This is a genomic window from Pseudoduganella sp. jia 9 (assembly GCF_055502615.1).
Window position 1 is genome coordinate 358,848 of the sequence record NZ_JBUPWE010000004.1, and the last position, 12,501, is coordinate 371,348.

Here is a 12,501-nt window from a genome sequence, read left to right on the forward strand (position 1 = left end):
CATCTGTTCTACCCCTGATTGTTTTGGTCGAGTTCAGAAACTTGCCGTCATGCCGAAGAACAGCACGCTGTCCAGGTAGCGGCGGGTGTCGCCATGGCGGCTGCCGAACGGCACCGTGAGGTTGGCGGCCAGCTTGATGCGGTCGTTCAGGTCGTGGGAAATCACGATCGTGGTGCTGCCGTCCTTCGAGTTCAGGCCGTAGCTGACCTGCGCCACCAGGCTGGTGGCCGGGGCGATGCTGCGGTTCACGTATTGCGCATACACCGTGTCGCGGCCGAACGTGCGGGCATAGGGTTCCACCACTGCGCCCAGCTGGCCGGCCGCAGCGCCAGCCGCGAACGGATCGCTGCCGCGGAAGCGGCCGGCCTGCGCTGCGGCGAAGGCATCGATCGCCGCGCGCTCGGCCGCCGTGTAGCCCTCCGTATTGCGGCGGTATTCCAGGTTCACGGTACTACCGCCGGCGAAGGTGTACGAACCGCCCAGCAGCACGTCGTAGTGGCGCTTGCGGTCGTCGTCGCGGGTTGCCAGCTGCCAGTCTTCGCCGTTGCCTGCCACGCCCGGAGCCAGTGCCAGCAGCCGGCGCGAGCCGCGGAACGTGGCGGCGTCGAAGTACACCAGCACGGCATCGTTGACGGTCCACTGACCGTACGCACCGTATTGCTTGCGGCCGGCGCGGTGCGAGGCCACCGCGCCGACGGCGAAGGCGTCGCCGACGTGGTCGGCGCGCAGCGCCGTCTCGGCCTTGAACGGCCGCAGCAGTTCGCGGTCGCGGCCTTCGTCGACGTTGCGCACCAGCGCCACGGTGTTGCGGCCGTCGATGCGCCAGCGGGCACCAGCGAAATCGCGCGACGGCAGTTCCGTGAACGGGTTCACCTGGTTGGTCTCGGTGAAGAACGGGTTCGACGGCGAGGCGAACTGCGACGGCCCCCACAGCATCAGCTCGCGGCTGTAGAACAGGTCGACGTTGCCGATGCGCCCTTCCACCAACCAGTTCTGCAGATAGGCCTTGCTGTCGCGCGTATCGCCGCTGGCCGCGTTGCTGCCGGTGGCCTTGCTGAACGTGACGCGCGGGCCGATGGCCAGCACGCCGTATTCGCCTTCCATGCGCCAGCGCAGCCGGGCCTGCGCGCCGTGCTGCATGCGCGGCAGGCCTGCCAGCAGGTTGCCGGGGTTGTAGTCACTGTCGGCGCGCACGTCGTACAGGGAACTGAACAGCACCAGGTCGGCGCCGAATTCCGGATCGCGGGCAAACACTTCCCCCGTGCCGGCCGCCAGGGTGGCCAGCACTACCAGAGCACATCGCATGGAAAACCTCGTTGGTGGTTGGTTGAGCCTGGGCGCAGTCGGGTATCAGTTGTCGATCAACCGGATATCAGTTGCGCGTCAGGTTCGCCAGGCTGAGCGTGGACGACGATATGTCGTTCACCTTGACGTCCCAGTATTTGAGGACGGTGCGCCGCGAAGGTTCGAGCGCGTCGGCGATTTCCATCCTGCTGACGAAGCGCACGGTCTGGCCGTTGTGGCGCACGTGGTTGTCGTACTCGATGCGCGCCGTCTTGAGCACGTTGCCGGAGACGGCGAAGTACTCGGCCTTGATGCCGAGCGCGCTCTCCTTGTCGATGAAATAGCGGATGCGGTCGTACGCCACCGAGCCCGATTTCGCCTTCAGGTCCAGCACCCACACGGGCCGGCCGTCGACGGTGCCCTCGCCGGCCAGCGCGGCATCGTAGTCGCGGCTGTAGCTGGTGGTGGCGATGTCGCCGTTCGATGCTTCGCCCAGCATGCGCTGGCGCGGCGAGATGGCGACGGGCTTGCGCACGTCCGGCGAGGCGAACCACATGTTCCGGCCCTGCATCAGCATGCGGTTGCCGCGCACGCGCGGCGGCTCCGTGAAGCTGATCAGGCTGTCGGTGGCGGCGGCCTGGATCTGCAGCTTCAGCTCGGAACCCGGCTGGCCGTCGCGGATCTCGGTGACGCTGCTGTTCAGCTGCACGCCTTTCAGGCCGCCGCCGCGCGCCATGTCGCTCTGTTCGAGCAGCTTGTTGGGATCGGGCGCGCCCGCTTCCGTGCCGGCCTGCGCATGGAAGGTAACGGCCGATGTGACGGTGGCTGCCAGCAACAGCCGCACCAGGTGTTTCGCGTTAAACATGGGAGAGTGCTCCTGTGATGTTGCGGCGCGACGCGCGCCGGGCGGGCAGGTACGAGGCCAGGGCGGCCAGGACCACCAGCGTGAACAGGGAACCGACGAGATTGCCGGCGACGAGCTCGACGACGAGCGGCACCTCGGCTGCCGCATCCGGCGGCATATAGGTGATGCCGGCGCCGTTGATCAGGAACCCGGCAGCCAGCGTGACGGCGATGCCGAGGGCGCAGCCGATGGCCACGATCAGCATGCCTTCCAGCACGAACAGGCCATCCAGCGTGCGCACCTGCATGCCCAGCGCGCGCAGCGTGCCGATCTCGCGGGTGCGTTCGGTGATCGTCATGCCCATCGTGTTGAACACGCTGGCCAGCACGACGATGGCGACGACGACGCTGATGAACAGGTACATCATGTCGAACAGGCTTTTCACCTGGTTGTAGTAGACCGACAGCGTGCGCCAGTCGCGCACGTCGACGGCAATGCCCTCGGCGGCCAGCGCGGCCTTCGCGGCGGCGGCGGTTGCGGCCAGGTCGGTGCCGTCGTCGAGCAGCAGCACGATGCGCTCGGCGCCTTCGTAGGCCATCAGCCGGCGCGCCGTCTCCAGCGACGTGAGCACGAACTTGTCGTCGGTGCCCAGGCTGCCGGTGGCCGAGGCTTCCAGCACCTCGATGCCGACCGCGTTGACCATGCCGTCCAGCGTCGCGCCCAGCAGCGTGGCATCGCTGCCCGGCTTCAGGCCCAGCGATTCGGCCAGCCGCTTGCCGAACACGGCGCCCTGCGTGCGCTGCGGATCGAGCTTGCCCGGCTGGTTCGCATACTTTTCGCCGCGCAGCGCAACCATGTCGTCGGCGCGCATGCCTTCGCCGATATAGATGCGCGACGTGTCGCCGTTGCTGACCAGGCCCGACATCGTGATGCGCGGGCTGACCAGCTTCACGCCGGGGATCGCCGCCAACCTGACGGTGGCTTTCGCCAGTTCGCTCTCGGTGAAGGCATAGCGGCGCGGGTCCTGTGCGCCCTTGTCATACAGGCCGGGCTTGCCGACGGTGAGGTGGCCGAGCCGTTCGCCGACGATGACTTCGTCTTCCAGCGAACTGTAGACCGACACGAAGTAGCCTTCGAACAGCGACAGGGCGACGAAGCCGATGACGACCGAGGCCAGCGTGGCCATGCTGCGCCGGCGGTTGCGGACCGCATTGCGGGCGGCCAGCTTGAAGCGGGTGATCAGGTCCATCATGCGGCCCTTTCGCTGGGGTTGCGGGTATCGGTGACGATGCGGCCGTCGGACAGTTCCAGGCGCCGGCTGGCATAGCCGAGCAGCCGCGCATCGTGGGTGGAGAACACAAAGGTGACACCTTTTTCGTCGTTCAGCCTGCGCATCAGGCCGATCACGGATTCGGAAGTGACGGAATCGAGGTTGGCGGTGGGCTCGTCGGCCAGCACCAGTTTCGGATCGTTGACGAGCGCGCGGGCGATCGCCACGCGCTGGCGCTGGCCGCCGCTCATCTCGTCCGGCCGCTTGTGGGCCTGCTGTTCGAGGCCCACGTCGGCCAGCATGCGCAAGGCCCGGGCCTTGCCCTCGGCGGCGGACACGCCGGCGATCTGCAGCGGCATCATCACGTTTTCCAGCGCGCTCAACACCGGCACCAGGTTAAAACCCTGGAACACGAAGCCGATCGTGGCGTTGCGAAATTGCGCGGCGTCGGTTTCGCCGAGGGTGGCGCAATCGGTGCCGTCGACGCGCACGGTGCCCAGGTCGGCACGGTCCAGCAGGCCGACGAGGTTGAGCAGCGTGGACTTGCCGCTGCCCGAAGCGCCCCAGACGCAGGTGAATTCGCCGGGTTGCACGTGAAGGCTGAGTTTGTGCAGTGCGACAACCCTGCCCTGGTCTTTCCCATACGCCTTTTCGACATGGGTCAGTTCAATGATGTTCAATGGATGCTCCTTGAAATATCAGGCAAAACGGGGCCCGCGGCGACGCGCGTGGCGTTGCCGGATAGTGAGCAGCGGTTGGGCTGCGTCGATCGCTGGCGGGTGCTGATGATGACGAAGTGCTGCGAATGCCGATTACTGACGATGCTGGCTGCTACGGATGCTGTAACTCTGGGTGTCGATCAATGCCGGCAGTTGTTACTTCAAGTTACCTCTGCTTACTGCCCGGTTCTGTCTTTAACGGCTGGCAACGGCCGGGATGGCCGCCTGGTCTGCTCGCGACTGTAGCGAGGCGATATGACGTCGGAATGACAAAAAGATAATAATCGTGTGCCTGACACGATGTTGCGCGAAGAAGATGTTTCCATGCGCGCTTCCGATCGAGTGAGGGCATGTTATCCATGGTGCGCAGCACAATCCATCGCGGACATGTACCTCATTTGTCGAAAATGTGTACAGGTAATAAAGTGGGGACGACAGCGTGTGCCGGGCTTGCTAGATGAGGCCGGCAGGAAGGGCGCGCCTCACGGTCGAGGCAGCTGGTGCGGCGGGGATATTGGGAGGGAAAGGTGGCGCCAGCATTCGGCTGGCGCCGCCAGGTCAGCTGCTGTGCAGTTCCATCGTGGCCTGCGCCATCTTGCCGGCGACGGCAAGGGGAATGACATTCAGGCTTTTCTGAACCGCTTCGTCGATCAGCAACTGCTCTTCGCGGCGTGGACGGTGCAGCACGAAATCGGCCACGTTCTGCGCCAGGTTCAGCGTGCGCGGGTGGCCGATGCCGATGCGCAGCCGCCAGTAGTCCTGCGTGCCGAGTGCCGCGGTGATGTCTTTCAGGCCGTTGTGGCCGCCGGACGAACCGCCCTTCTTCAGCTTGGCGATGCCGGGCGGCAGGTCGAGTTCGTCGTGCACGACGAGGATCTCGTCGGGATTGATCTTGAAGAAGCGCGCCAGGCCGCCGACCGACTGGCCGGAACGGTTCATGTATGTTTGCGGCTCCAGCAGCCACACTTCGCTGCCGCCGATCGACGTCTTCGCGGCCAGCGCATTGAAGCGGCTTTCGCGCTGCAGGCGGCCGTTGGCAAGGTTGTCGACCAGCCAGAAGCCGGCATTGTGGCGGGTTTGCTCGTACTCGGGGCCGGGGTTGCCGAGGCCGACGATCAGGCGGATGGTCATGGCGCGCTGTGCAGTATGCAGTGGGAAAAGGTGGATTATCCCGGAGTTTTGGTGGAAACAGAAGGCGCTGCCGGAGACCTCCGCGGGGCATGCCCTGAGCGCAGGCGTGGGCACCGGGCGTCGACCTGCTGCCGGCCGCGCTTGTTCGATCCCGGAGCAGATCACAGTTTCCTTAAGAATCGCGTCATGAATTCCGCTTCTGCCGACGCGCCCTTGAGAATTTGCTTCGACTGTTGAGATCTGCACGCTTTTCCTTTCAGTGCTCAGGTATGTGCTCCAGCAATACTGTCATCATTGAATCGCCTTTCCACATTCATCCGCGCTTAACCAGTAGCGACGGTCCTCCTGTTGCGCATCGCCTGAGCTGCTGCCAATGAAGTCAGTCTTCGACCGTTGCGTCTTTTCGCCACGTGACGAATCGCGCTCCTGTTGCGCATCGTTGGAGCGGTTGGAGTGGCGACCTTTCACTGCGAAGCCTTGGTCGGATCCCGTCGGGCATTGAGTCCCCGGATCAAGGAAAATTTCGCAAAACGATGCAAGTTCATATTTTTCATCATGACAAGGTTGATCCAAGACTGAATAACCATAGCCATCCATGACGAATTGATCGGCGCATAAGCCGATGGGATACGAACAGGATACAAATTACGGCGGAACCGCACAGTGACGGGGCAGGTTGTCCGCCGCTACAGACGAGGTCGTGTCCGAATGTCAGACCTGGCCCCGTCGCCGCTCGAATGTCAGACCTCGTCGCCTGTTGGTAACTCCCTCTCGAAACGAGCAATCAGTTCTTCGATATCAAGCAAGAACTTTTCCAAGTCAGATTTATCCTTCTCTGACAGCTTCGTTCCCGCGTTCAGCACATCAGCGTTTATCTGTTCCATTTCCAGCAGAACCATGGAAACAGCATCTTCCCATCGATCACTATCTATCACGCCACCAGCGCCCTCGATTCGCTGAATCAGCGAGTTTAGGCTCAAGTGGCCTGCTCTATAGTCATCAATAGATTGCCGCATTACTAAAAACTGCCGGCGAATTAGTTCGTCCATACCACTAGCCTCATTTTGGAATAACAGTAATGACCTGCCCACGCTCACCAGTTACGACTTTCACACCGTTATCGCCAATATGCACAGTGGTGCCTGGCCGATTTCCTGGGGACGTTTTTCCGTTCCGAATGGCATCCTCAATCGCAGAAGGAGGAACACCTCGCCCCTGGCCCTGGTCTAATGCGTGTCCGGTATATTCTCGATCACCAATTTTTGTTGGCTTGTTCGTTCCCGGTGTGACATCAATCGGACTACCGCGCTGACCTGTAGGCGTGCTTGGGTCCTTGTCTCCAGGGTCCGCAGGCTTGGCGTCTCCGTTGTTTGTACCACTCTGCCCACCAGACTTTTCCGCGTCGGCACCCTCATTCTTCAAGGGAGCCGAGCGGCTCTGGAAAGCACGGCGCGTATTGTTGATAGCCTTAGTACCATACCATGCTGTCGCGGCAGTTAAAGCAAGGCCAACAGCGCATCCAGCCGGTCCTGCGGCACAGGCTGCCATTGTAGGATTTCGACCATCAGCATCAATGTATTTGTACGGGCTGTTGTTCGCATAGACATAGCGATTGAAGCCGCCCCCAGTACTCGCATCCGTCACCACCGGATCAATACTCAAAAACCTCCCCGCCACCGGATCATAGTACCGCTGCTGCATGTAAACCAGCCCGCTGTCCCAGTCGTTCACATGCCCCGTGAACCCCAGCGTCGGCACCACGCCCGCAGCGGTATAGCCGTAGGGTTCGTAGGCAGTCCGGCTGATGAGATTGCCCGTGCCGTCCGTCCGGGCCACCGGACTGCCCAGCGCATCGGTGTGGATATACGTGACGTTGACATTCGCGGCGGTCGTCATGGGATCGGCATGGGCCGTCTTCCCGCCGGCACCGCTTGCCGTCCAGGTGCAGTTCGACGGATAGCCTACCCAGGCCGCCAGCGGCGTTATCGAGCGCGAGCCGCTGAGCGCCATCGTTTCGTTGACCTGGTAACCGGTCCCCGATGCCGTGCACACGCGTGACAGCGACGTGGCATTGGTCGTGGACCATTTCATGGTCACGGCCTGGCCGACGACGAGCGCCGGCCGGGTAACGCTGATGGTGGGAAGCGGTGTCGTTGGCGTCGTTGGCGGCGTCGGTGCCGCCGCCGTCGTCATCGTGTGGGTGTAGGTCGTCGTGCCGCTGGCGCCTGTCGCCTTCCAGGTGCAGTTCGACGGGTAATTGACCCAGGCGGCCTGCGGCGTCACCGTGCGTGAGCCATTAACCGCCACCGTTTCGTTCACCGCATAACCGGTGCCGGACGCCGTGCACACGCGCGACAGCGATGTCGCGTTGGACGTCGACCATGCCAGGGTCACCGCCTGGCCAGCGGTCATTGCCGGCAGCGACACCGAAATCGTCGGTTTCGGTTTCGGTGTCGCTGCCGGGGCGGTGACCGTGACCATCGTCTTCGTCGTCGCCCCGAAGCGCAGGTGACGCTCCCACAGCATGCCCCAGTCGTATGCATGGGTACCGGTGGTGGCCGGCGCGGTGACGTTGAAGCTGACGGTGGTGCTGGCGCCGGGAGCCACCGTGGCAGCGCCCATTTCGATCCGCCCCATACCCCAGATGGTGTTGTCGATGGGACTCGACGTGCCCAGCCGGTAGCCATCGGCCTTGACCCAGGTGATGTTCCCGGTATTCTTCAGCGTGACCGATGTGCCGTAGCTCTTCCCGGCCACCATCGAGGTGGGCACGGAAAGCGCCGTGATCTGCGCATTGTGGATGGGGGCCGGTACCACGACGGCAACGGTTCGTCGAAACGTCTGGCCAAACCAGCGTACGTGCTCCACCAGCATCTGGTAGACGAAATCGTAATTGCCGGGGGTGGCGGGAGCCTTGACGCTGAAGGCGAAGGTGAAACTGGCCCCCGGCGCGATCGTGCGGCCGCCCAGGTCGATCCGGCCGACACCGAACTGGTTGCCGGCAGCAAGGTAGCCGAGCCGGTAGGGCTGGACGGCGGCCTGGCGCCAGCTCGTGTTGCCGGTGTTTTTCATCGTGACCGACACGTCATACCACTTTCCGGCCTCCATGCTGGATGGGACCGAGTAACTGGTCACCGCCGCATCGTCGTAGGGATCGTCGCCTTCGCCCGGCGGCGCCTGCACGTTCGGCGCAGGCAGCGTTTGCGCCTGGGCAGTGGCGCCGCCCCCTACCGCCACGCACAGCATGAGTGCCATCAGCAGGCCAAGCACGAATTCGAGCCACGTCGAGTGGCCCGCGCCGGCGTCGGCGCGGCGGGATTGGGGCGCGCGCATCATTTCACCTCCGCGATCGCGTGGTTGTGCAGATAGACGTAGCGGGTGGCCGATTGCGTGCCAACCGTCGAATACAGCAATTGACCGGCCTGGCTGTAGACCTGCACGCGGTTATGGCCGTCCGTGCCGACAATGCTGACGCGTCGTCCCAGGCCGTCGTACTGGTACGTGGCGAGATTCTTCGCAGCCGTCATGCGGTTGGCGAGGTCGAACGTGTAGACCTGCGCGCCACGCGCGGTGATGTTGCCGCGGGCATCGTAGCCATAGGCGAAAGTGAATTTCGCCGGCCCACCGCTGACGGCTTTGAGCCGGTTGGTGCCGGCATCGATGGCCAGCAGCGTATTGCGCGCATTGGCGCCGGCCGACACCGATACGGCGGTCAGGTTGTCCTGCGCGTCATAGCGGTAGGTGGCGGTTCCCCACAGGCTGGACGCGGTCACGCTTTTCAGCCGGTCCAGGCCGTCATACTGCATGGTGCGGCTGGTATTTGCTCCCGCCCCATCGGCAATGCCGCTGACATTGCCGTTCCCGTCATATGAATAGGTGTCCTTCAACACCGCGCCATCGCTTGCCGCGAGCGGCAGGCCGCGCGTGTTTTGCGTGAGCCTGCGGACGATATTGTTACCGTAGACGAAACCGGCGATCGCCCCGCTCGGGTGATACGTGACGTTGGTAGCGTAGCTCCCCACCCTGGTCGGTTCGCCGAGCGCATTGGGCGCGTATCGATGGTGAGGCTGTTGGCGGGATACGCCAGTTTCGCGGCCGAGCCGTTGGCGTCGTATCCGCGGTCGATGTCGTACACGCGCGCGCCATAGGCCAGGCTCTCCCGTTCGAGCAGGCGGCGCTTGTTGTAGGTATAGGTCCATTTCGCGCCGTTCGACGTGATCGTTTCCGGCAGGCCGTCGGCCGTCCAGGTCCGCGTGACCGGCGGGCTGCCGTCGCCGAACGTCGATGCCGTCATGCGGTTGCGCTTGTCATAGCCGAAGGTGGTGCGCGATGCGGTCATGGCTTTCGCCGTGGCCGTGTCACAACTGCCCGCCGAAGCCAGGGCCGCGCCGGTCACGCGCCACTCGATGTTGTTCGCGGCATCGTAGGCCTGCACCGTTGCGCCGGCTTCCGGCTCGATGGTCTTGCACAGGCGCTCATTGGCGTCGTACACATAGCTGCGCGTGACGCTCGAATTGGCGCCGCTGCGAACGATGGTCTTCGCCTTGCCGAACAGATCGCGCGCGATGGCGACCGTCACGTTCTCCGGCATGGCAAGCCTGGCCAGGGCGCCGTCGTCGGGATCGTCGAAGGCCTGGTATTCATGGGTAGTCTGGTTGCCGCGGGCATCGATCTTCGTGGTCCTGAAACCGGCATCGTAGGAATTGCTGGTGTACAGGCTGCCAAGCTCGCTGTCGGCTGTCGTGCCGGTAATGCGGCCCAGGCCATCGTAGGAAGTCGATATCCCGCCGCCCAGCGTTTCATGGCTGCGCTGCGGATACGATTCGAACGTGGTGCGGCCCGCGTGGTCGTGGCGCTGGCGCGTGATGCGGAAGGTATTTGCCTTGTCGCCGCTGTCCCAGCGCTCGACGAACACAGGGCGCCATAGTGCGTCGAAGTAGGTCCTGGCATGTCCGTTGCCGGTCGAGACCAGCTGCTGCCAATGGCCGGCCGGCAAGCCGTTCTGGCTGCTGGTGGCGCGGGTGAACGAGATGCCCGTGGCGGCCCAGGCTACCGTATCGCCCGCAGGATAGGTAATCGATGCGATACGCCCCATCGCATCGTAGCCAAAGGCCGTCGTCGATCCGGCCTCGTTGGTCAGCGACGTTATCCGGCCCAGGTTGTTCACCACGGCACTCTCGCTCCTGCCGTCCGCATAGCCGATGTTCTGGGCGATGCCGCGCTTGTAGTTGCTGAACGTGGTTGTCTGCCGGGCGCCATCCGACAGCGTTTGCAATGTGCCGTCGGCATGATAGGTCATCGACCGTTGCAGGCTGCCGAAGCTGCTGACGCTGGAGAGCGCGGCCGTGGCGGGATCGTAGGTATGCCTGGTCATCGGCTTGCCCTCCACCGTCACCTCCCCGACCTGCCCGATCACCCACTTCGACAGGTTGTTGTCGTAGGTGGTCTTTTCCTTGCGCGAGAAACCCAGGCTGCTCGATCTGGTCACTTCGGTCGGATGAGCGAATGCATCGAAGGTGCTCGCCTCCCAGGTGAACTCCTCGCCTTGCTGCGAGGTGACCCGCCGGTCCACCTCCATGACCTGGGCCGACAGGTAGCCATCGCCGCGCGGCTGCAGGCTCACCCCGAAAGGGGCGACTGCGGCGCGATAGTGCATCGTGATCGAGCGGAGAACGTCGCCGGAACCGCTGGCCACTTCCTTTTTTTGCAGCTGGCCTTCGGTTTCGCGGGACAGGGTGCCGAACGTGTGCTCGGTAATGTCTCCGCCGGGGTTGGTGACGCGGACGGTTTTCTCGGCTAGGCAGGCGCTGCATGGTGCCCAGCTCGACTTCGCCTCCGGATACTGCGTGGTCCATGTCAGCGTATCGAGACCGGGTCCGCCCAGTTGCTTGCTCGTCAGCGCATAGGTGTCGAACAAGCGTGGGTACGTGGCCGTGTACGTTTGCGCCATCACATCGAATCGGCAATTGTTTTGTACGCCGGCACGGCCGTGGCGGGTCGGGGTCAATGTAAATGTGCCGGTTGCCCCGGAAGGGTGCCGCATGGATCCGCTTGCGGCGGTGTCATAAACGATCCCGGGGCCGTCACAGTTGCCGTCTCCCTGGTACGCAAGCCCGACGGCGAGCGGGCTTGCTCCGGCAAGCTGCCATGCCGAGCCGTCCGGTAACGTAACGGTATTGAGCCGGGCTGCGAGGCCGGAGCCGCTGTAGCTGTAGGTCCAGGTTCGCGTACCGTCGGACACGCTTTTCACGGCAGGATTGGTCGAGCCAGGACTGACGTACGTCAATGTCAGCGTCCTTGGGCTGCCCGCTGCATCGGTTCCCACAATGGACTTGAGCTGCCATTTGTTCGCCGTGTCATAGGTATAGCTGACCTTGTTGCCGAAACGATCCGTGATGACCGTTGGCAGGATCCAGACTTCCACGCGGTTCAGTTGCGGGCTTGCGACTATTTCTTGTGGCAGGTTGGTATCGATTCCGGCACTGGCATCGCCTTGCGGGCCGGGTGCCATGCCCATACTCGGCGCCAGTGACGATTTCTGCATCGCGGGCAGCGAGCGCGTCGCCAGCCAGTCGAACTGGTACTGCGTGCCGTCGGGGGAGACGGCAACGAAACCCTCTCCCGTGGCGCCATTGCTGGCGGCCAGCGAGGGCAGGCAGCGGATCTGCCAGTTATTGCGTGTCACGAGCGGATATGCGGCGGTGGGATTACCGGCGGGTGCGGCAATGTAGGACGCCGTACGCACCAGCATTTCCTGGTCGCCCTGGCCGGGGATGTAGAGGAAACTGCCGTGCCAGTATTCGGTGCCAATCCAGGAAGCGGTGCCGCCGCTTGCGGGCGTGGAAATCGTTGGCGGAACGCCGAAACTCGAGCAGCGAGCGCCGGTCCCGTGGGGATTGGTCCAGCCTTTTGCCGATGAAAATATGCCGTGCAGATGCGGAATTTCGAGATCCCAACCGCCAAACAAGGTGCCCGTCTTCGCTTCCTGCCCTGCCACCAAGCGACGTCCGACGGACACCGGAATCGTGCTGTTTCCGGGGAGGCTGACGTCAGTCTGGGAGAACTCGAGCGTCCCCGTATAAAGATTGACCTTGTCGCCGAACAGGTCGTCACCGAGCCTGATGACGGCGTTCGGCGCGCGAATCAGCTTGTTCTGCTCACTGTACGACGTAACGGTTTGCGCGTGCGACGGTACGGCCGCGACGATCGCCAGGATTGTCAGGCCGCGCCGTGCCTCGACTCCAAATTCGGTC

At 63.6% G+C, this 12,501-nt stretch carries 10 protein-coding genes; all 10 read right to left on the reverse strand.

Going from position 1 to position 12,501, the window contains the following annotated elements:
• Positions 1 to 33: 33 nt before the first annotated feature.
• A complete protein-coding gene (locus ACY34H_RS06370) occupies positions 34 to 1,305 on the reverse strand; it encodes a hypothetical protein (RefSeq protein WP_464976641.1) in 1,272 nt (423 codons plus the stop codon).
• A gap of 67 nt (positions 1,306 to 1,372) precedes the next feature.
• The gene (locus tag ACY34H_RS06375; RefSeq protein ID WP_464976642.1) at positions 1,373 to 2,149 is read right to left on the reverse strand and encodes an outer membrane lipoprotein-sorting protein; all 777 of its coding nucleotides are present in this window, start codon (positions 2,147 to 2,149) and stop codon (positions 1,373 to 1,375) included.
• Positions 2,142 to 3,380 (reverse strand): ABC transporter permease, encoded by a 1,239-nt coding sequence (locus tag ACY34H_RS06380; protein WP_464976643.1) that lies wholly within the window; start codon positions 3,378 to 3,380, stop codon positions 2,142 to 2,144. Before ACY34H_RS06380 ends, ACY34H_RS06375 begins: the two co-directional genes overlap by 8 nt.
• Entirely contained in the window at positions 3,377 to 4,078 is a 702-nt protein-coding gene (locus tag ACY34H_RS06385) for an ABC transporter ATP-binding protein (protein ID WP_464976644.1), read from the reverse strand. The genes ACY34H_RS06380 and ACY34H_RS06385 overlap by 4 nt, the downstream gene beginning before the upstream one ends.
• 597 nt (positions 4,079 to 4,675) lie before the next feature.
• The gene (gene pth / locus ACY34H_RS06390; RefSeq protein ID WP_464976645.1) at positions 4,676 to 5,248 is read right to left on the reverse strand and encodes an aminoacyl-tRNA hydrolase; all 573 of its coding nucleotides are present in this window, start codon (positions 5,246 to 5,248) and stop codon (positions 4,676 to 4,678) included.
• 291 nt (positions 5,249 to 5,539) lie between these two features.
• Positions 5,540 to 5,845: a hypothetical protein gene (locus tag ACY34H_RS06395; protein ID WP_464976646.1), complete on the reverse strand. Its 306-nt coding sequence runs from the start codon at positions 5,843 to 5,845 to the stop codon at positions 5,540 to 5,542.
• A 143-nt stretch (positions 5,846 to 5,988) separates the two neighbouring features.
• On the reverse strand, positions 5,989 to 6,297 hold the full coding sequence (locus ACY34H_RS06400) for a hypothetical protein (RefSeq protein ID WP_464976647.1): 309 nt from the start codon (positions 6,295 to 6,297) through the stop codon (positions 5,989 to 5,991).
• Between the two features lie 10 nt (positions 6,298 to 6,307).
• Positions 6,308 to 8,584, reverse strand: a complete 2,277-nt coding sequence (locus ACY34H_RS06405) for an RHS repeat-associated core domain-containing protein (protein WP_464976648.1) — start codon at positions 8,582 to 8,584, stop codon at positions 6,308 to 6,310.
• Positions 8,581 to 9,135: a hypothetical protein gene (locus ACY34H_RS06410; RefSeq protein ID WP_464976649.1), complete on the reverse strand. Its 555-nt coding sequence runs from the start codon at positions 9,133 to 9,135 to the stop codon at positions 8,581 to 8,583. The genes ACY34H_RS06405 and ACY34H_RS06410 overlap by 4 nt, the downstream gene beginning before the upstream one ends.
• Positions 9,132 to 12,501 (reverse strand): RHS repeat domain-containing protein (locus ACY34H_RS06415; protein ID WP_464976650.1); only part of this gene is annotated, 3,370 nt, incomplete at its 5' end. The genes ACY34H_RS06410 and ACY34H_RS06415, both read right to left, overlap by 4 nt.